General features: G+C 70.2%; 24 protein-coding genes. 11 read left to right on the top strand and 13 right to left on the bottom strand.

Annotated elements, in window-relative coordinates:
• Complete coding sequence (locus ACWEIJ_RS24160) at positions 1-1,158, bottom strand: MFS transporter (protein WP_449839474.1); 1,158 nt, start codon at positions 1,156-1,158, stop codon at positions 1-3.
• A gap of 65 nt (positions 1,159-1,223) precedes the next feature.
• On the opposite strand from ACWEIJ_RS24160, the gene ACWEIJ_RS24155 reads away from it, so the two are divergent.
• The 4 genes from ACWEIJ_RS24155 to ACWEIJ_RS24140 are packed head-to-tail and all read left to right on the top strand — an operon-like array spanning position 1,224 to position 3,446.
• Entirely contained in the window at positions 1,224-1,970 is a 747-nt protein-coding gene (locus tag ACWEIJ_RS24155; protein WP_449839536.1) for a DeoR/GlpR family DNA-binding transcription regulator, read from the top strand.
• Positions 1,967-2,500: an HAD family hydrolase gene (locus ACWEIJ_RS24150; RefSeq protein WP_449839473.1), complete on the top strand. Its 534-nt coding sequence runs from the start codon at positions 1,967-1,969 to the stop codon at positions 2,498-2,500. The genes ACWEIJ_RS24155 and ACWEIJ_RS24150 overlap by 4 nt, the downstream gene beginning before the upstream one ends.
• Before the next feature lie 36 nt (positions 2,501-2,536).
• Positions 2,537-2,854, top strand: coding sequence for a Cd(II)/Pb(II)-sensing metalloregulatory transcriptional regulator CmtR (cmtR, locus tag ACWEIJ_RS24145; protein ID WP_449839472.1), 318 nt, complete (start codon positions 2,537-2,539; stop codon positions 2,852-2,854).
• Positions 2,847-3,446: a cation transporter gene (locus ACWEIJ_RS24140; RefSeq protein ID WP_449839471.1), complete on the top strand. Its 600-nt coding sequence runs from the start codon at positions 2,847-2,849 to the stop codon at positions 3,444-3,446. The genes cmtR and ACWEIJ_RS24140 overlap by 8 nt, the downstream gene beginning before the upstream one ends.
• Here ACWEIJ_RS24140 and ACWEIJ_RS24135 read toward each other — a convergent pair.
• The 4 genes from ACWEIJ_RS24135 to ACWEIJ_RS24120 form a co-directional block, all read right to left on the bottom strand.
• The gene (locus ACWEIJ_RS24135) at positions 3,443-3,976 is read right to left on the bottom strand and encodes a vitamin K epoxide reductase family protein (RefSeq protein ID WP_449839470.1); all 534 of its coding nucleotides are present in this window, start codon (positions 3,974-3,976) and stop codon (positions 3,443-3,445) included. The genes ACWEIJ_RS24140 and ACWEIJ_RS24135 overlap by 4 nt on opposite strands.
• Positions 3,973-4,569: a DsbA family protein gene (locus ACWEIJ_RS24130; RefSeq protein ID WP_449839469.1), complete on the bottom strand. Its 597-nt coding sequence runs from the start codon at positions 4,567-4,569 to the stop codon at positions 3,973-3,975. The genes ACWEIJ_RS24135 and ACWEIJ_RS24130 overlap by 4 nt, the downstream gene beginning before the upstream one ends.
• A 51-nt stretch (positions 4,570-4,620) precedes the next feature.
• Positions 4,621-4,989 (bottom strand): hypothetical protein, encoded by a 369-nt coding sequence (locus tag ACWEIJ_RS24125; RefSeq protein WP_449839468.1) that lies wholly within the window; start codon positions 4,987-4,989, stop codon positions 4,621-4,623.
• Positions 4,990-5,263: 274 nt separating this feature from the next.
• A complete protein-coding gene (locus ACWEIJ_RS24120) occupies positions 5,264-5,482 on the bottom strand; it encodes a hypothetical protein (RefSeq protein WP_449839467.1) in 219 nt (72 codons plus the stop codon).
• Positions 5,483-5,599: 117 nt separating this feature from the next.
• Here ACWEIJ_RS24120 and ACWEIJ_RS24115 point away from each other — a divergent pair, with 117 nt between their 5' ends.
• Complete coding sequence (locus tag ACWEIJ_RS24115; RefSeq protein WP_449839466.1) at positions 5,600-6,457, top strand: helix-turn-helix domain-containing protein; 858 nt, start codon at positions 5,600-5,602, stop codon at positions 6,455-6,457.
• Positions 6,420-6,578: a DUF397 domain-containing protein gene (locus ACWEIJ_RS24110; protein ID WP_449839465.1), complete on the top strand. Its 159-nt coding sequence runs from the start codon at positions 6,420-6,422 to the stop codon at positions 6,576-6,578. Before ACWEIJ_RS24115 ends, ACWEIJ_RS24110 begins: the two co-directional genes overlap by 38 nt.
• Here the strand turns inward: ACWEIJ_RS24110 and ACWEIJ_RS24105 are convergent.
• Together ACWEIJ_RS24105 and ACWEIJ_RS24100 are read right to left on the bottom strand one after the other, a co-directional pair.
• Positions 6,568-7,833 carry an aspartyl protease family protein gene (locus ACWEIJ_RS24105; RefSeq protein ID WP_449839464.1) on the bottom strand — a complete coding sequence of 422 codons (1,266 nt, stop codon included), beginning with the start codon at positions 7,831-7,833 and terminating at the stop codon, positions 6,568-6,570. The two genes, ACWEIJ_RS24110 and ACWEIJ_RS24105, sit on opposite strands and share 11 nt — an antisense overlap.
• Positions 7,834-7,897: 64 nt before the next feature.
• On the bottom strand, positions 7,898-8,944 hold the full coding sequence (locus ACWEIJ_RS24100; protein ID WP_449839463.1) for a 4Fe-4S binding protein: 1,047 nt from the start codon (positions 8,942-8,944) through the stop codon (positions 7,898-7,900).
• Between the two features lie 99 nt (positions 8,945-9,043).
• On the opposite strand from ACWEIJ_RS24100, the gene ACWEIJ_RS24095 reads away from it, so the two are divergent.
• Positions 9,044-9,505: a winged helix-turn-helix transcriptional regulator gene (locus ACWEIJ_RS24095; protein WP_449839462.1), complete on the top strand. Its 462-nt coding sequence runs from the start codon at positions 9,044-9,046 to the stop codon at positions 9,503-9,505.
• On the opposite strand, the gene ACWEIJ_RS24090 is transcribed toward ACWEIJ_RS24095, so the two are convergent.
• The 3 genes from ACWEIJ_RS24090 to ACWEIJ_RS24080 all read right to left on the bottom strand — a co-directional run bounded on the left by ACWEIJ_RS24090 (position 9,498) and on the right by ACWEIJ_RS24080 (position 11,619).
• A complete protein-coding gene (locus ACWEIJ_RS24090) occupies positions 9,498-10,544 on the bottom strand; it encodes a M4 family metallopeptidase (RefSeq protein WP_449839461.1) in 1,047 nt (348 codons plus the stop codon). The two genes, ACWEIJ_RS24095 and ACWEIJ_RS24090, sit on opposite strands and share 8 nt — an antisense overlap.
• A 116-nt stretch (positions 10,545-10,660) precedes the next feature.
• Positions 10,661-11,068, bottom strand: a complete 408-nt coding sequence (locus tag ACWEIJ_RS24085; protein ID WP_449839460.1) for a hypothetical protein — start codon at positions 11,066-11,068, stop codon at positions 10,661-10,663.
• Positions 11,065-11,619 (bottom strand): RNA polymerase sigma factor, encoded by a 555-nt coding sequence (locus ACWEIJ_RS24080; protein WP_449839459.1) that lies wholly within the window; start codon positions 11,617-11,619, stop codon positions 11,065-11,067. Before ACWEIJ_RS24080 ends, ACWEIJ_RS24085 begins: the two co-directional genes overlap by 4 nt.
• 216 nt (positions 11,620-11,835) lie before the next feature.
• On the opposite strand from ACWEIJ_RS24080, the gene ACWEIJ_RS24075 reads away from it, so the two are divergent.
• On the top strand, positions 11,836-12,012 hold the full coding sequence (locus ACWEIJ_RS24075; protein ID WP_156093641.1) for a hypothetical protein: 177 nt from the start codon (positions 11,836-11,838) through the stop codon (positions 12,010-12,012).
• Here ACWEIJ_RS24075 and ACWEIJ_RS24070 read toward each other — a convergent pair whose 3' ends face one another.
• Positions 12,013-12,504, bottom strand: coding sequence for an FBP domain-containing protein (locus ACWEIJ_RS24070; RefSeq protein ID WP_449839458.1), 492 nt, complete (start codon positions 12,502-12,504; stop codon positions 12,013-12,015). It lies immediately after the preceding gene.
• 67 nt (positions 12,505-12,571) lie between these two features.
• Here ACWEIJ_RS24070 and ACWEIJ_RS24065 point away from each other — a divergent pair, with 67 nt between their 5' ends.
• Positions 12,572-13,141 (top strand): TetR/AcrR family transcriptional regulator, encoded by a 570-nt coding sequence (locus tag ACWEIJ_RS24065; RefSeq protein WP_449839457.1) that lies wholly within the window; start codon positions 12,572-12,574, stop codon positions 13,139-13,141.
• Here the strand turns inward: ACWEIJ_RS24065 and ACWEIJ_RS24060 are convergent.
• Entirely contained in the window at positions 13,138-14,349 is a 1,212-nt protein-coding gene (locus ACWEIJ_RS24060) for an epoxide hydrolase family protein (protein WP_449839456.1), read from the bottom strand. The two genes, ACWEIJ_RS24065 and ACWEIJ_RS24060, sit on opposite strands and share 4 nt — an antisense overlap.
• A gap of 70 nt (positions 14,350-14,419) precedes the next feature.
• Between ACWEIJ_RS24060 and ACWEIJ_RS24055 the strand changes: the two genes are divergently transcribed.
• Positions 14,420-15,163: a M15 family metallopeptidase gene (locus tag ACWEIJ_RS24055; RefSeq protein ID WP_449839455.1), complete on the top strand. Its 744-nt coding sequence runs from the start codon at positions 14,420-14,422 to the stop codon at positions 15,161-15,163.
• A 19-nt stretch (positions 15,164-15,182) separates the two neighbouring features.
• Here the strand turns inward: ACWEIJ_RS24055 and ACWEIJ_RS24050 are convergent, their stop codons facing one another.
• Positions 15,183-15,620, bottom strand: a complete 438-nt coding sequence (locus ACWEIJ_RS24050; protein WP_449839454.1) for an Lrp/AsnC family transcriptional regulator — start codon at positions 15,618-15,620, stop codon at positions 15,183-15,185.
• A gap of 125 nt (positions 15,621-15,745) precedes the next feature.
• Here ACWEIJ_RS24050 and ACWEIJ_RS24045 point away from each other — a divergent pair, with 125 nt between their 5' ends.
• The gene (locus tag ACWEIJ_RS24045) at positions 15,746-17,005 is read left to right on the top strand and encodes an ArgE/DapE family deacylase (RefSeq protein WP_449839453.1); all 1,260 of its coding nucleotides are present in this window, start codon (positions 15,746-15,748) and stop codon (positions 17,003-17,005) included.
• Positions 17,006-17,008: the final 3 nt, after the last annotated feature.

The following is a 17,008-nucleotide window of genomic DNA, read 5'->3' as shown; positions in this document are numbered from 1 at the left end:
TTACGCGGACACCCGCTCCTCGGCGGGTTCGGCTCGCAACACGTTCGCCGAGAGCGCCGCGACCACGCAGAACGCCACGGGCAGCAGGAACGCGATGTTGAGCGGCACGACGTGTGTCAGCCAGCCGATCACCGCAGGTCCGGCCAGCACGCCGAGGTAGCCGAGCCCGGCCACCCGCGACACGTTCGCCGCGGCCGCGCCGGCCTCCGCGTGCCCGGCCGCGCTGAACAGCTGCGGCACCGTGCCCGACAACCCGGCGCCCGCGACCGCCCAGCCCGCGAGCGCGAGCCAGACCCACGGCGACAGCGCGGCCGTCGCGATGCCCGCCGCGCCGATCACCGCGCCCCAGCGCAGCACGGCCACCGAACCGACCCTCGCGGTGATCCGGTCCGCGAGCAGCCGGCCGGTCGTCATCGTGGTGGCGAACGCGCCGTACGCGAGTGCGGCGATCTGCGGTGCGGCGCCGAGGACGTCCTGCAGGTGCAGCACGCTCCAGTCGTTCGCCGCACCCTCGCTCAGCATCACCAGGCCCGCGAGCACCGCCATGACCCAGATCCGGCGCGGCACCTTCCGCTCGCCGGTCGGCTGCACGTGCTGTTCTTCCTCCCCGTCGAGCAGAGCTTTCGCCGTCACGAGGCTGATCACGACACCGAGCGCGGCCGCCGCGCCCATCGTCACGGCGGGGGAGAGCTGCCAGCTGAGTGTGCGCGCTCCGGTCAATGCCGCCGCCACACCGCCGAGCGACCACGTCGCGTGGAACGCCGACATCACCGGCCGCCTGTAGTGCTGTTCCAGCACCACGGCGTGTGCGTTCATGCTGACGTCCATCAGCCCGTTGCCGATGCCGAAGAGGAGCAGCGCCGCACCGAGCGTCCACTGGTCGACGGCGAGCCCCGGTAGCAGGGCGGTCACGCTGCAGAAGACACCGGCGACCGGCACCACGACCTTCACGCCGGCCCGATCGGTGACCTTGCCCCCGATCCGCATGCCGATGAACGCGCCCAGCCCGAGCAGGAGCAGCAACCGGCCGAGCTCGGCGTGGTCGATGCCGGTGCGCTGCTCGACGGTCGGGATGTGCACGAGCCACAGCCCGAGCAGGAACCCGTTGAGCGCGAAGTACGTGAAGGTGGCCACCCGCGCGGCCTTGAGAGCGTTCACTTGCCCCACGCTAACGAACGAATACCGTGTTCGAAAGTTTGTGTTTCGAACACCACTGATGTTCAATCGCGTTCGTGTCCCGCTTGAAGCAGATCACCGAGGCCGTCCGCGACGCCGGCTCCCTCGGCGTGGCCGAGCTCGCCGCGCTGACCGGCGCGTCCGAGATGACCATCCGCCGCGACCTGGAGGTTCTCGCCGCCCAGGGTGTCCTCGAACGGTTCCGCGGTGGCGCCCGCAGCCTGCTGCTGCGCGGCTCCGAGCCGCCGTTCGCGCTGCGTTCCGACGAGAACACGGACGCCAAGCGCCGCATCGCCGCCGCCGTCGCGGGCCTGATCGCGGACGGCGAGTCGGTCGTGCTCGACAGCGGTACCACGTGCCTGGAGGTCGCCCGGCTGCTGCACGACCGGCGCCTGACCGTCGTGCCGTTGTCGCTGCACGCGGTGAACGCGCTGGCCACGTCCACTTCGTTGACGCTGCTGGTGCCCGGCGGCCGCCCGCGTCCCGGCGAGCTGGCGCTGACCGGGCCGTTGACGCTGGCGTCGTTGCAGGCGCTGCGCTTCGACACCGCCGTGATCGGCTGCTGCGGCCTGTCCGCCGCGCAGGGGCTCACCGCTTTCGACCTGGAGGACGCCTCGGTGAAACGTGCCGCCATCGCCTCGGCCCGGCGCGTGATCGCCGTCGCCGACGCGTCGAAGCTGACCCGCACCGCGCTGGCGTTCGTGGCCCCGGCGTCCTCTTTGGACGCGGTGGTGACCGACGCGGACGGCGACGAGGACCTCACGGCCGCCGGTGTCACGGTGGTGGCCGCGTGATCGTGCTGTTCGACATGTTCGGCGTGATCGCGCGGGAGCAGTCGCCCGAGGTCATGGCCTCGATGAGCGCCGATCCGAAGTTCTGGGACGCCTACTGGGCCCACCGTCCCGCGTACGACCGCGGTGACGTCACGGCGCAGGAGTACTGGCGGCTCGTCGGTCACGAACCGCTCGTGGAGGCGGACGTGGCGAGCTGGAGCCGGGTCGACTACGAGATGGTCGCGTTGCTGCACGAGCTGCACGGTGCCGGTCAGCGCATCGCGTTGCTGTCCAACATCCCCGAGGACCACGCGCGCAACTTCGAGCGCACGCACGCCTGGCTGGAGCTGTTCGAGGTGCTCGGCTTCTCGTGCCGGATCGGCCACGCGAAACCGGACCGCGCGGCCTTCGAGTGGTGCCGCGACCGGCTGGGCGGCGACGACATCCTGTTCGTCGACGACAAGCAGGAGAACGTGCTGGCCGCCGAACTGGTCGGCATGCGCGGTCACCACTTCACCGGGATCAACGGGCTGCGCGCGGTGCTGGGCTAGCAGCCTATGTTCAGCACCGGCTGTATAGTTCAGCCTATGCTGACGTGTGAGACCAGGGAGACCGCGCTGTCGAGGCTGGGCAAGGCGCTGGCCGACCCGACCCGCTGCCGCATCCTCGTGGCGTTGCTCGACGGACCGGGCTATCCGGCCCAGCTGGCCGAGAAACTGGGTCTGACCAGGTCGAACGTGTCCAACCACCTGTCCTGTCTGCGCGGCTGCGGCCTCGTCGCCGCCACCTATCAGGGCCGCCAGGTGCGCTACGAGCTGGCCGACCAGCGCCTCACCCGCGCCCTCACCGAGCTCGCCGACGTCGTGCTCGCCGTCGACCCGCAGCCGGAGTGCGTCGATGACTGACCTCCGTCAAGCCGTGCTCACCCGGCGCGTCCGGCTCCTGGTCGCCGCGACGATCACCTACAACGTCGTCGAGGCGGTCATCGCGCTCGCCGCGGGCACGGTCGCCTCCTCGACCGCGCTGATCGGGTTCGGCCTCGACAGCGTGATCGAGGTGGCGTCGGCGGCCGCGGTCGCGTGGCAGTTCTCCGGCAGCGATCCCGAAGCACGCGAACGCACCGCGCTCAGGGTGATCGCGGTGTCCTTCTTCGCCCTCGCGGCCTACGTGACGTTCGAGTCCGCCGCGGCCCTGTTAGGCCAGGACCGCGCCGAGCACTCGACCACCGGCATCGTGCTGGCCGCCGTCTCCCTGCTGGTCATGCCCGTGCTGAGCTACGCGCAACGCCGAGCCGGCCGCGAGCTCGGCTCGGCGAGCGCGGTGGCCGACTCGAAGCAGACGCTGCTGTGCACCTACCTGTCCGCGGTGCTGCTGGCCGGCCTCGCCGTCAACAGCCTGTTCGGCTGGTGGTGGGCCGACCCGCTGGCGGCTCTGGTGATCGCCGCGGTGGCCGTGCACGAGGGCAGTGAGGCCTGGCGCGGCGATCACTGCTGCTAGACCAGCGTCGACCAGTAGAACCAGAACGCCTGCAGCACCCCGGCCGCGATCACCAGGTACCACAGGATCAGCACGACGCTGTGGTACTGGAACGACGGCCGGAGGTTGCGCAGCGTCGTGTACCAGAAGATCGGGATCGTCACCGCCCACACGACCATGCAGTACGGGCACAACGCCCCGATCTCGTACAGCGACTGGTAGATCAGCCAGTGCACGAACAGCACGCCCGCCGTCACGCCCACCTGCAGCCCGATCCACACCCAGTTGGGCAACGACACGCCGGCGAGGAGCAACACCCCGAGCGTCGTCACCACCGCGAACCCCGCGATGCCCAGCAGCGGGTTCGGGAACCCGAGCACCTCGGCCTGCGGCGTCCGCATGATCGAACCGCAGCTCAGCACGGGGTTGATGCTGCACGTCGGCACGTAGAACGGGTCCTTGAGCAGCGCGATCTTCTCGACCGTCAGCACGAACGAGGCGACCAGCCCGACGAACCCTCCGATCGCCAGCACCCACGACACGGGCCTCACGACAGCGCCCGCTCGATCGCGGCCTTCAGGTTGGCGTAGCTCGGCGCGCCGCTGAACTTGGTGCCGTCGACGAAGAACGTCGGCGTGCCCTGCACCCCGGCCTTCGCCCCCTCGGTCCGCTCGGCGAGCACCCGCTCCCGCAGCGCGCTGTCGTCCAGCCCGGCCTCGAACTTCGCCTGGTCGAGCCCGAGCCGCTGCCCGAACCCGACGAACACCGCCCGTTGCGACGTCGGCTGCCCGCCCCACTCCGGCTGCGACTCGAACATCAGCTTGATCATCTCGTCCCGCTTCCCCTGCTGCGCGGCCGCCTCCACGGCGACGGCGGCCAGCTCACCGTTGCGGTGACTGGGAATCGGGAAGTGCTTGACGACGAACGTGACCCGGTCTCCGTACTCGACCTTGAGCTTCTCCACGCCGGCATACGCGGCACGGCACGACGGGCACTCCATGTCGAGGTACTCGACCACGGACACCTTGCCGTCACCGGACCGCGGTGCCGCAGTCGTGTCGTTGCGGGAGAACAGGAGGAAACCGGCGACCACCACCGCCACCACGGCGACGATGATCAGGGACAATCGAGCGTTCTTGGACATGGCAGAACTCCACGAGGGTTGGCGCGAACAGGACCGGAGAACGGGTCCGGTCTAGGCGCGCAACACGCAGAGCTGTGCCAGCCGCACTTCCAGCCGACGTGACGGACTCGACCACACGGGCGAAGGCACCGGCGGAACTCGGAACGCCCCGTCCCGCCGCAGCGCGGCGAACCCGATCAGCACGGCGAACCCCGCCACGAGGAACGCGCCCGCCAGCAGAACGGCGTCGAGCCAGCCGGTGTCGTCGACCTGGTCGGAGTGCGCCACCACCTGGGTGCTCGACGTGGGGCACTGCGCGGTCCAGGCGATCTCGGTCCGGCACGGGGCGCCCTGCATCATCGCCACCGCGGCCACCAGCGCGAGCACGGCGAACAGCCGCGCGAGGTTCGCGCGGGTTCGTGAGCTGCGGGTGCCGGGCACGTGATCCAGGGTAACCAGTGTCGCCTACGCTGGGTCACGTGGGGGAGAAGTTGCACGAATCGGACGCGTCGGCGCCGCTCGATCCTGACGCGGGCAGCGAGATTCCCAGGCTGCTGCGCCATGCCGCCGGGACAGCGCGCCGAGGTCCGTGCGCTCGCGGCCGCGTTGCCGCAGCAGGAACGCACCAAACCCACGCGCATCGCCAGGCCGGCAGGTTCGACGCCGGGGCAGATCGTCCTCGGTCTGCTCGCCAACCGGAACCTGACCCTGAGCGTCATCGCGAAAGCGGTCCACGAGGTGGGCCGAGGCCGCCGGTGTTGGGCCGCTTCCACAACTCACGCCCGACCTGCTCGGTGACTTCGCCGTACTGCTGAACATCCCCGCCGACGAGCTCGAAGCGCTGACCGGCATCGCTCCGCAGGGCACGCCTGACCCGGAGGTCGGCGAGCTCGTCTGGGAGCTCCGGCGCCTCACCCACGACCAGGTCAGGCACCTTCGTGAGTTTGGAAGTCCGCCAAACAGCATGCTTTCAGGTTGATCTGCGTTGAACGGGTGGAGCCAAACGGAGCGCCGGTTCTACCGTCCCCGCATGCCTTTGCGGAGATCCACGGTGCGCGGCCGCGAGTTCGGCGACGCGATAAGGGCGCTGCTGCGGGCGGCAGATCTGACGAATCGTGCCGCCGCCGATTTGCTGGGCTGGCAGGAGGCGAAGATCTCGGAGCTGGTCAACGGCAAGGAAGGCACCACCGACATCGAACTCGCCAAGCTTCTCGGGTTGCTGCGCACGCCGCCCGCCGAGTTCGACCACCTGATGGCCCTGCATCACGACACGAACGTCCGGGACTGGTTGCAGCCCACCAAATCCGGCATGACCGACCGTGCCCGCACACTCCGCGAGCACGAGAAGATCGCCTCCAACATCACCGGGTGGTCGATGAACGTCGTGCACGGCATGTTGCAGGTTCCCGACTACACGCGCCACCTCGCCCTCGCTAAACCGTTGGCACCAGAGGAGGCACAAGCGCTGGTGGAGAATCGGACCGCCCGTCAGAAGGCGGTTCTCGACGGCTACCGAACCGTCACGATCTTCATGCATGAGCAGGCGCTGCGGCTGCCGGTCGGGAGCCCGGGGATCATGGCCGAGCAGTATCACCACCTGCTGCGTCTGTCCGTCCGGCCGTACCTCACGATTCGCTTGATTCCGACTGCATTCGGACCGCATGCGGGTCTGGCCGGTGACTTCGATCTGCTTCAGTTCAAGAAGATCCCACCGATCGTCTACGTCGAGAGCGAGGGAGCTAACGTCTTCCTCGAAGATCAGCCTTCTGTCGGTCTCTACGACACCGTGGTGACGTCACTCAGTCGGACGGCGTTGGACGAGTCGCAAACGAGGAAGCTGATCACCGACATCATCGGTGAGGAGGCTCGTGATGACGACCAGGTGGCGCAAGAGCAGCTACAGCGCTAGCGACGGCAACTGCGTCGAAGTGGGCCGCGGCGTCGGCGTCCGGGACAGCAAATCGCCGTCGGTCGAACTCCCGCTCACGGCCCACCAGTGGACGCTGCTGCTGCGCCTGGTCAAGTCCTGACGTAGAGGTTCATGCCGGTGAAGTCGAGCGTGACGCTGTAAGGCTTCCAGAAGCACTGGAAGAACGCGGCCGGCACGTCGAACCCGAGCCCGGCGGTGTCGGCGGTCGGGTGCGATTCGCAGTAGATCTCCTTGGCGACGGCACTGCCGACACGGAGTTCCTTGGGGTAGCACGGGTAGACGACGGTCGGCGTGCTGTGCGCGGACGTCTCCAGCGGGCGGCCGCGGTCGGTGCGGACGCCGAGGCGTTCGGCCGTGTCCCCGAAGAGGACCGCGGCCATCTCGCCGCTGCCGCCGAAGTTCGTGCCCACCACGCGCGTGCCGGAGCCGGCGACGCTGCCGAGGCTGTGCAGGTAGTGGTCGGCGGCCAGCCACAACGGCAGTGGTTTGGCTCCCGTGCGCGCCTCCCTGATCGCTTCGGGGGTCGGACGGCGCAGGACGAGGGCTCGGTTCGCGTAGTCGAAGGTCGTCAGCAGGTGGTAGAAGACCCACGTGCCGATCATGCCGTCGTGGTCGGTGTCGACGTCCTCGCCCGACTCGGTCGCGGACCAGCCCACGGGGACGTTGCGCAGTTCGAGGCCGCCCAGCTTGAACGACTCCAGCACCCCGTAGTACGCCCAGATCTTGCCGCCCTCGAAGTCGATCTCCTGGCTGGCGACGGCCTTGAGTCCGGCTTCCTCGGCGAGCGTCGAGGTCAGGCTCAGCGTCGGGGCGCCGGTGTAGAACGTGAAGCGCTTCGGCGGTCCGCCGTTGACCGAGGCCTCCACCTGCGGCATCGGGTCCAGCTTCTGCAGCTCGGCCCGGCCGACGTCGCCCTGGATCTGGTACGGCTCGCCGCGCACCGCCGAGAACCACTTGGCGTAGGACTCCTCGCCGATCGCCCGCCAGTGCGGCACGGAGAGCGCGAGCTTGTCCTGCCGCAGGTAGCAGTCGGCCAGGAAGCCGTGGGCGGCCTGGTCGCCGGGCGCCAGGTCGAGCGCCGTCTTGAGGTACTTCTCGGCGTCGGCGAACCTGTTGGCCAGCAGGCCCACGTAGCCGCGTTGGCGGGCCGCGTGCACGTTCGCGGGATCTGTTCGCAGGATCTCCTCGTACGCGCGGCCCGCCTCCTCGAACCTGCCCGCCTTGAACAACGCGTCCGCGCCACCGCCCAGCGCCGTGGCCACTCCGCCCAGCAACGGTGTTGCCGCGGCGGCACCGGCCACCGCGGCAACACCTCGCAGCAACGAACGCCGGCTCCACTGTCCCCCAGTAGTCATGCGATCAGCGAAGACCGGGAACCGTTGCGGGGACGTATGCGTTTTTCGATACGCCCGCGATAGGTCAGGCGCGTTTGGCCGGGGGCTGCCAGCCGCCGGTGACCTCCTTGACGGGCTTGTGCGGGAACCGGCGCCGGGCGTGTTCCCGCGCCGCCGAGCCCGGCAGGACGTAGAGGGTCTCGGTCTTGTCCTGGAGCGGGCGCAGCACGGTGTCCATGAACGTCCTGCGGTCGTCGAGGTACGGGCCGAGGACGTCCTCACCGGCGGGGCAGACGGCCACGCAGTAGCCGGACTTGTAGCCGGGCGGGGAGGCGAGGCTCTGCCACATCGAGGCGCTTTCGGAGTCGGTGACGCGGGAGCGGTAGTCGGCGGCGTCCTCGCTGTCGGCCACGGTCTGCACCCAGTCGGTGAACCCGCTCATGAACTCGCGGTAGTTGTGCGTCGCGCAGGCCAGCGCGTCGAACTCGCCGGTCTTGCGGATGGCGCCGACCGGGCACGCGGCGACGCACAACTTGCAGTCGATGCACGGGTTGTAGTCCAGTGCCTGGCCGTACTCGCTCACCTCCGCGTCGACCAGCACGGTGGCCAGCAGCACGAAGCTGCCGAACTTCGGGTGGATGACGTTGCGGTGCAGGCCCATCACACCGAGCCCGGCGGCCACCGCGACGGTCTTGTGCGCGACCACCCAGATGCGTCCGGGATAGCGGTCCATCTCCTGCGGGAAGCCGACCGACGGGTTGAGCGCGCGGTGGCCGGCGTCCTGCAGCGACCGGGTGATGGTGCGGGCGGCGTGGTTGGCGAGCTCGTCGGTCTGGTGGAACTCCTGGTTCGCGACGCTGCGCGCGGGGGAGCGGCAGTTGTCGCGGTTCATCCGGAACGCCATCGCGACGAGCGAACGGGTGCCGGGCAACGCGGCCAGCACGTGCTCGCGTTCGCCGGCCAGGTCCGGGTGGTCCAGGCTGACCACGGCCACGTCGTCCGCGCCCGCCGCCAGGCACAGTTCGCGCAACCAGGCCGCGTCGATCACGGCCGGCGGGCTCGGCCGGCGCTGGGCGAGGACGGCGCGCACCGACGGGTGCGCGGCCAGCTTGGGCGGGAGCTTGGCGGTCATCTGCACCTCGTGGTGAGCGTGTTGTGTTTTCCTACCGACCTGCCGTGACGGTAGGCCAGTAAGTTGGAAAACACAACACACCACGGTTAAGCTGAGACGATGACCGAACCGCAGCCCGGAATCCGCATGGCGGACCTGCCCGTGGGGGTCCGCCCGTGCTCACTCGCGGCCGCGCTGGAGATCCTCGGCGAGCGCTGGTCGCTGCTGGCGCTGCGGGAGATCGGCTACGGCGTGCACCGCTTCGCCCGCATCGCCGGCTACACGGGCGCGTCGCGCGACATCCTCGCCGAACGGCTGCGCAAGCTGGAGGCCGCCGGGGTGATCGAGCGACGGCTCTACAGCGAGCACCCGCCGCGCCACGAGTACCACCTCACCGAGGCCGGCCGGGAGCTGTTCCCCGTCATGCTGGCGCTGGTGCAGTGGGGCGACAGGTGGGCGGTGGACAGTCCCGCCGTGCTGCGCAGGCACTCGTGCGGCGAGCTGGTCCAGGTCGACCTGGTCTGCCACCACTGCGGCGATCCGGTCACCCGCGACACGATCCACACCGAGCTCGCTAGCTGACGCCGACGTCGTTCCACGAGGCGCGCACGACGCCGGCGACCTCCGCGCCGAACAGCGACTGGGCGGACGCCACCGTCGCGGCAGCGGCCTCGGCGAAGTCGGAGTTCACCCGCAGCTTCGTGGTGAGCGCGTCGAACCAGAGCCTGCCCGCCCGCTCCCACGCGTTGCCGCCCAGCCGGGTCGCGGTCAGGTAGAAGGCCTTGTTGGGGATGCCGGAGTTGATGTGCACGCCGCCGTTGTCGTTGCGCGGGTTGCCGTCGTCGGGCAGGTCGGCGTACGCGCGCATGTGGGCGGGCTGGCGGTCGAGCTGGTGCGCGGTGCCGGGGTCCTTCATCGACCGCAGCGCGACGCCCTGCAGCTGCGTGCCGAGGATGCCGGCGCCGATGAGCCAGTCGGCCTGGTCGGCGGACTGGCCGAGCGCGTGCTGCTTGACCAGTGAGCCGAAGACGTCGGCCATCGACTCGTTCAGCGCGCCGGACTGCTTGTGGTAGCGCAGACCCGCGGTGTACTGGACGACGCCGTGGGTGATCTCGTGGCCGACGACGGAGGTGTCGCGGGCGAGGGCGCCGGGCTGGAAGATCTTGCCGCTGCCGTCGCCGTAGACCATCTGCGTGCCGTCCCAGAAGGCGTTGTCGAAGCCGCGGCCGAAGTGCACCGACGAGACGAGCTTGAGGCCGTTGCCGTCGACGCTGTGGCGGCCGTACACGTCGCGGTAGAAGTCGTAGGTCCGGTCGGCGTTGTCGAACGCGTCGTTGACGGCCGGATCGCCGACGACGCCGTCGCCCTCCTTGCGGCGCATCACGCCGGGCAGGTTGCGCTCGTCGCCGCCCTGGACGTCGTACACGGCCTTGAACTCGGCGGCGGGCGTGGGCAGCTGCCCGGCGTCGAGGCCGAGGAACTGGATCGCCTCGGTGAGCGTGGCGCGCTGGGCGCGCAGGGCGGCCGAGGCGAGCAGCGTCGGAATGGCGTCGCGCAGCTCGATGTTGCCGGCTTCCGCGAGCTCGATGACCAGGTGCGCGGGCAGGATGAAGCAGACCATGGTTCCCCCTTCTGGCTCCCCTTGTACCAGAGGAGGAGTCGCCGCATCGCCCGCAAATACGTGACGGTCCGCGGTTCGGCGTCGTCATATCGGCCGTGAATTGCTCAATTCAGGTCTTATCGCCGAGCCCATTGAGTGACGACGGGAGTGCCGTCCTCGGCCGTCACCCGGACGCGCACCAGCCCCGGTGGCACCTCCGTCGCCGTGAACCAGCCGTCGTCGATGGGCACCGCACGGCGTGACCGCGGCGTCTCCACCACCGCCTCCCCCTCGGCACCCGTGACGAACCCGCGCACCGTGGTGTCGCTGATCTCCAGGCTGACCGCGACCCGCTCCGACTCGAAGGCGAGCGTCGCCGGGCCGTCGCCGCGCACCAGGGCCTCGGACTCGACGAGCTCGGCCAGTTCGGCGTCCAGGGTCCGCAACGCCAGGGCCGCGCTCGCGTCGCGCAGCACACCGGCCGGCACCGGGTCGAACTCGTCGGCGGCGGCACGCAGGACGTCGAGGAAGTCGTCGTCGTTCATGAGCGCTCCTCCAGCACTTCGACGCCCGCGACCAGCGCTTTCAGCCTGCCGAGGCAGCGCTGCCGGATGGGTCCGATGCTGCCGACCGGCATGTCGAGGGCGAGCGCGACCTCGGCGTAGGCCGGTGGCGGCGAGGCCATCAGCACGCGCAGCAGGCTCCGGCAGCGGTCGGGCAGCTCCTCGAAGACGCGCCAGAGCGCGGCGTTGCGTTCGCGGACCAGCAGCTCGTGGTCGACGGCCGGGGCGGGGTCGGGGGAGTCGGCGATCTCCTCCGCCGGTTCCGGCAGGCGGCCGTTGCGGCGCAGCAGCTGCAGGCACTCGTGCCGCGCCGTCGTGGACAGCCAGCCCGCGAGGCGTTCCGGCTCGGTGATGCGGTCGAGGTGTTCGACCAGCTTGATCCACGTGCACTGCACGACGTCGGCCGCGTCGGCGTCGTTGAGGCGGTAGGCGCGGGCGATCGACCACAGCAGCCCGGTGAACTGTCTGACCAGGGCGTCCCACGCGCTCTGGTCACCACGCGCGGCCGCCGCCACCAGCGCCGGTATGTCCATGTGAACATGATGCCCCGCGATCGGGCCGTGATTCGCTATTTGCACCCGATGGTTGTTCGGTTCCTGACGAACCCTGAGCAGGGGTCATCAGGAACCCCGATCGGCCGCTCGTGAAGGACGACCCGCCGAAACCTTTCGTTTGGCGTAATTGCCGCCCAATTCGTGCGTCTCGGGTGCATCCTGGTCTCCGACAGCTCAACCCGAGGACTGATGACCATGACGAGTGCGACCGCGTCCTCCCGCCACAACTGGGAGTCCGACCTGGAGCGCTACCGGACCAGAGCGGTCCAGGTGCTCGACACTCACCTGCCCGCGACGACCGGGTGCACCGAGTGCGGTGACCCGTGGCCCTGCGCCCGCGCCTGCACAGCCGAGCTGGTGCTCGAACTCTGATCAGGACTCCACCCGCGCGAGGAACGCCGCCACCCCGGTGACGATCCTCGCGGCCTGCTCCTCCTGCGTGATCGACTCGCGGAACCGCGAGCCGGGTCCCGCGCTCTTCTTCCCGCGCAGGTACAGCGAGCACTGCAGGTCGGCGCACACGTAGGCACCGACCGAGTTGCCCAGTTGCCCGGACTTCCCGGCCTTGCGCGCGGTCATCAGCGACACGCCGTCCCCTGAATGCGTGGTCAGGCACCACGCGCACATCGTCTTGCGCGCGTGCCCGGTCTGCGCCGCCCTGCGCAGCGCGATGCCGACGGCGCGGCCTTCGAGCTCGATCACCAGGTACGCGCGGTCGGGTGCGGCCGGGTCGCGCCAGCCGAGGAAGTCCAGGTCGTCCCACGGTCGTTCGGCGAGATCCCTGGGCACGTGCATGCGCTTCGCCTCGCCCTTGGTGGAATTGACGAAGGACGCGCGGATGTCGGGTTCGGTCAACGGCTTCACGACCAGGGACGCTAGGCTTACCTAGAGGTCCTAGGCAAATTATTAAGGACCCTAGGAAGGGTGGCGCATGGCACGCGCGGGGCTCACCGCCGACCGCCTCACGCAGGCGGCCGCGGAGCTGGCGGACGAGGTCGGCTTCGAGAACGTGACGGTGTCCGCGCTCGCCCGGCACTTCGGCGTGAAGGACGCGTCGCTCTACTCGCACATCCGCAACGCCCACGACCTGCGCGTTCGCCTCGCGGTGCGGTCACTCGCCGAGCTGGCGGACCGGGTCGCGGACGCGCTGGCCGGCCGTTCGGGCAAGGACGCGCTGGTGGCGTTCGCCCACGCCTACCGCCGATACGCCCACGAACACCCCGGCCGGTACGCGGCGACGCAGATGGCGCTCGACCCGGACACCGCGGCGACCAGCGCGGCCGGTCGGCACGCCGAGATGACCCGCGCGATCCTGCGCGGCTACGACCTGTGGGAACCCGACCAGACCGACGCCGTGCGGCTGCTGCACAGCACGTTCCACGGATACGTCTCGCTGGAGCGCGCCGGGGCGTTCCACAGCCACCCGCGCGGGGTCGAGGCGTCGTGGACACGTGCCCTGGACGCGCTCGACTCCCTGCTGCGGGCCTGGCCGACCGCCTAGCTCCTGCGGCCGCGGAACGTGCGGCGCAGGTCGCTCACCCACGCGTCGGGGTTCTCCCACGGGATGAAGTGGCCGCCGCGATCATGGGCGTTGACGTTGACGTGGTTGAACCAGCCGGCCGGCGGACCCGACTTGAACGCCCGCACGCGCTCGTCGGCGGTGTGGACGCCCGGCGGGTTCTCGTAGGTGACGAAGGTGATGCCGACCGGCGCCTGCACGACCGGGGTGCGGTCGTGGGACGGCGTCCACGGGTAGCGGTTGGCGTTGGCGTAGTAGCGCATCGACGTGGCGATGGAGTTGTTCGCCCAGTAGATCGTGGCGTGCGTGAGCAGGTCGTCCTTGGTGAACACCGACTCGATGTCGCCGCCGTTGTCGCTCCAGTCGTGCCACCGCTTGAGCAGCCACGCGAGCAGTCCCGCGGGTGAGTCGCTCAGCCCGTGCGCGAGCGTGGCGCCGTCGAGCACGTGCACGGCGAGGTGCGTTGCCCAGCGGTGGTCCTGCTCGATGACGCGGGCGCGGATCTCGGCGGGCTGGTCGTCGGTGAGAGGCCGGTTGCGGGCGAAGTCCCAGGCGCGGTCGCCGGTGAAGAAGTCGAGCGGCAGCCCGGAGCCGATGTGGATGCCGTACAGCGCGTCGGCGTACTTGTGACCGAGCTGGCTGGAGACGATGCCGCCGATGTCGCAACCCCCGGCCGCGTACTTCGGGTAGCCCAGCGTCTCGGTCATCAGCGTGTGCCAGAGATCGGCGACCTTCCAGAAGTTGACGTCCGGGAAACCGGTGAGCGGACCGGGAAACCCGAAACCGGGCAGCGACGGCACGATGACGTCGAACGCGTCCGCCGGGTCGCCGCCGAACGCGGCGGGGTCGGCGAGCGGGCCGATCACCTTCGACCAGTGCCAGAACGTCCACGGCCAGCCGTGCGTGAGGATCAACGGGACGGGGTTCGGGCCGCGGCCGGGCTTGCGCAGGAAGTGCACCGGGACACCGGCGACGGTCACCTGGTGGTGGTCGTGGGCGTTGATGGCGGCCTCGGCCCTGCGCCAGTCGTACCCGTCCCGCCAGTAGGCGACCAGCTCACCGAGGTAGGCGGCGGGGACGCCGTAGGACCAGTCCTCGTTGCCCTCGTCCAGCGGCGCACGGGTCAGCGCGAGGCGGGTGCGCAGGTCGTCGAGGACGGCGTCGGGGACGTGGATCGGGGTGGGTTCCATGGTTCCTTCCGGTTCCGCTCAGCGGTCTCGGGACTGCGCCGGTGACGCGCGCGCTGCTTGGATGAACGCCATGCGCGCCCTGCTGCTCTCCGTGCTGCTGACCGTGTCGTTCGCGATGCCGGCCCAGGCCGCCGGCGGGTTCGTCGTGCTGCGCGACGTCGACCCGACGATCATGCACGACATCCGCTACTTCACCGCCCACAACTTCGTCGGCACCCGCATCGACGGCTACCGGCAACCGCTGTGCATCCTGACCAGGCCCGCGGCGCTCGCACTGCGGTCGGTCCAGCGGGAGATGCTCAAGCAGGGGTACACGCTCAAGGTCTACGACTGCTACCGGCCGCAACGCGCCGTCGACCACTTCGTGCGGTGGGCCCGCGATCTCGCCGACCAGCGGATGAAGGCCGAGTTCTACCCGAGGGTCGACAAGACGCGGCTGTTCGAGGACAGCTACATCGCGGAGAAGTCCGGGCACAGCCGCGGGTCGACGCTGGACCTGACGATCGTGCAGCTGCCGCCGCGCCCCCAACGCCCGTACGTGCCGGCGGAGCCGCTGGTGAACTGCTACGCGCCCAACCGGTTCCCCGACAACACCGTCGACATGGGCACCGGGTACGACTGCTTCGACACGTTGGCGCACACCGACGACCCGCGCGTCACCGGGCAGGCCCGGGAGCACCGGCAGCTGCTCAAGTCGGCGATGGCGCGGGCCGGGTTCCGCAACCTGCCCGAGGAGTGGTGGCACTTCACCCTCAACGGCGAGCCCTACCCGGACACCTACTTCGACTTCCCGGTGTCCCGCCGTCTCGGCTGACCATCGCGGCGCCCCGAGATCACAGGCGCGGCCGGCTCAGCAACCGGGAGAGCACGATCGCGCTCTCGGTCCGCTGGATCGGGGCGGTGGCGCGGACGCGCTGGATGGCGTGTTCGAGGTGCGGGATGTCGCGGGCCAGCAGGTAGAGCATCGCGTCGGCGGCACCGGAGACGGTGCACGCCTCGACGACCTCGGGGATGTCCTCCAGCGCGCGGCGCAGGTCGGCGGGAGTGGGGTTGCCGGCGCAGTAGACCTCCACGAACGCCTCGGTGTGCCACGCCAGCGCCTGCGGATCGACCACGGCGGTGAACCCTCGGATCGCACCGCTCGCCACCAGGCGATCCAGGCGCCTCTTGGCGGCGGACGGCGACAGCCCGGCCGCCTTGCCGATCTCGGCGTACGTGGCGCGGGCGTTGTGCAGCACGCACTGGATGACCGCTTCGTCGATGGTGTCCACGTCGCCGAGGATGCGGCATGCCGCAAAGATTTGCCACAACACGGCAATTTTTGCAAAGAATCCGGCATGATGCGCCGGAAATGGCAATTGTTTGCATCGTTCACGCGAACCTAGTCTCACGGCTCATGACGACGAGCGAGGTGGAGGCGGCCGCCCTGGCCGCGGTCGACGAGGCGGCGATCGGCCGGCTCCTGCTGGAGCTGCTGGAGGTGCCGAGCGTGACCGGCAGTGCGGCGGAGTCCGAGCTGCAACACGTGCTGGCCGGGCACCTGGAGCGGGCCGATCTCGACGTCGACCTGTGGTCGATGAACCTGCCCGAACTGCGGGCGCACCCCGACTTTCCCGGCGGCGAGGCCCCGCGCACCGAGGCCTGGGGCCTGGTGGGCAGCAGCCAGGGCGACGGACCGACGCTGATCCTGCAGGGGCACGTCGACGTCGTTCCTCCCGGCGACCCGGCGCAGTGGGCGGGCGACCCGTTCCGCCCGCGCGTCGCCGGAGACGTGGTGCACGGCCGCGGCGCGTGCGACATGAAAGCCGGTGTCGTGGCGATCCTGGCCGCACTGGCGGCGATCCGCGCGGCGCAGGTGAGGCTGCGGGGGCAGGTGTCGGCGCACTTCGTCGTCAGCGAGGAGGACGGCGGCCTCGGCGCGTTCGGCACTCTCCAGCGCGGCCACACCGGCGACGCCTGCATCATCACCGAACCGACCAGCGGTGCCCTCATGACCGCGAACGCCGGCGCGCTCACGTTCCGCATCGAGGTCCCGGGCCGCGCCACCCACGGCAGCACCCGGTACGTGGGCGTCAGCGCGATCGACGCCTACCTGCCGATCCACCAGGCGCTCGCCCGGCTGGAAACCCGCCGCAACGTCGACCGCGACCCACTCATGGCCGACTACCCCGTCCCGTACCCGCTGTCCGTCGGCACCGTGCGGGCCGGCGACTGGGCCAGCACCGTGCCCGACCTGCTGGTGGCCGAGGGACGACTGGGCGTGCGGCTGGGGGAGGACCCCGCCGGTGCCCGTGCGGACCTGGAGCAGTGCGTGGCCGAAGCCTGCGCGGCGGATCCGTGGCTGCGCGCGCACCCCGCCACCGTGACGTGGCCCGGTGGTCAGTTCGCGAGCGGCCGCCTCGCTGCCGGGCATCCGCTCGCGGACCTGGTCGGCGCCGCGCACGCGGAGGTCACCGGGGCGCGGCCTGCTGAGCGCGGTGCTCCCTACGGCAGTGATCTCCGGCTGTACGCGGGGGCGGGCGTCCCAACGTTGCAGTACGGGCCCGGTGACGTCCGCCTGGCGCACAGCCCGCACGAGCAGGTCCGCGTGAGTGAGATCGTCACGGTCACTCAGGCTCTGGTGCTCGCGACGCTGCGCGCGGTCGGTACCAGGTAGGCG

The organism is Lentzea sp. NPDC004789 (genome assembly GCF_053601075.1).
The sequence above is the reverse complement of the archived record's forward strand: the minus strand, read 5'-3'. Positions and strand labels throughout refer to the sequence as shown.

What these genes read in the sequence shown, in the direction of transcription:
- ACWEIJ_RS24100 (WP_449839463.1), bottom strand. Translation starts at nt 8,944, where the DNA reads ATGACCGCCAAGCTCCCGCCCAAGCTGGCCGCGCACCCGTCGGTGCGC.
- ACWEIJ_RS24110 (WP_449839465.1), top strand. Translation starts at nt 6,420, where the DNA reads ATGACGACCAGGTGGCGCAAGAGCAGCTACAGCGCTAGCGACGGCAAC.
- ACWEIJ_RS24075 (WP_156093641.1), top strand. Translation starts at nt 11,836, where the DNA reads ATGACGAGTGCGACCGCGTCCTCCCGCCACAACTGGGAGTCCGACCTG.
- ACWEIJ_RS24085 (WP_449839460.1), bottom strand. Translation starts at nt 11,068, where the DNA reads ATGAACGACGACGACTTCCTCGACGTCCTGCGTGCCGCCGCCGACGAG.
- ACWEIJ_RS24060 (WP_449839456.1), bottom strand. Translation starts at nt 14,349, where the DNA reads ATGGAACCCACCCCGATCCACGTCCCCGACGCCGTCCTCGACGACCTG.
- ACWEIJ_RS24090 (WP_449839461.1), bottom strand. Translation starts at nt 10,544, where the DNA reads ATGGTCTGCTTCATCCTGCCCGCGCACCTGGTCATCGAGCTCGCGGAA.
- ACWEIJ_RS24095 (WP_449839462.1), top strand. Translation starts at nt 9,044, where the DNA reads ATGACCGAACCGCAGCCCGGAATCCGCATGGCGGACCTGCCCGTGGGG.
- ACWEIJ_RS24065 (WP_449839457.1), top strand. Translation starts at nt 12,572, where the DNA reads ATGGCACGCGCGGGGCTCACCGCCGACCGCCTCACGCAGGCGGCCGCG.
- ACWEIJ_RS24055 (WP_449839455.1), top strand. Translation starts at nt 14,420, where the DNA reads ATGCGCGCCCTGCTGCTCTCCGTGCTGCTGACCGTGTCGTTCGCGATG.
- ACWEIJ_RS24080 (WP_449839459.1), bottom strand. Translation starts at nt 11,619, where the DNA reads ATGGACATACCGGCGCTGGTGGCGGCGGCCGCGCGTGGTGACCAGAGC.
- ACWEIJ_RS24140 (WP_449839471.1), top strand. Translation starts at nt 2,847, where the DNA reads ATGACTGACCTCCGTCAAGCCGTGCTCACCCGGCGCGTCCGGCTCCTG.
- cmtR (WP_449839472.1), top strand. Translation starts at nt 2,537, where the DNA reads ATGCTGACGTGTGAGACCAGGGAGACCGCGCTGTCGAGGCTGGGCAAG.
- ACWEIJ_RS24130 (WP_449839469.1), bottom strand. Translation starts at nt 4,569, where the DNA reads ATGTCCAAGAACGCTCGATTGTCCCTGATCATCGTCGCCGTGGTGGCG.
- ACWEIJ_RS24105 (WP_449839464.1), bottom strand. Translation starts at nt 7,833, where the DNA reads ATGACTACTGGGGGACAGTGGAGCCGGCGTTCGTTGCTGCGAGGTGTT.
- ACWEIJ_RS24045 (WP_449839453.1), top strand. Translation starts at nt 15,746, where the DNA reads ATGACGACGAGCGAGGTGGAGGCGGCCGCCCTGGCCGCGGTCGACGAG.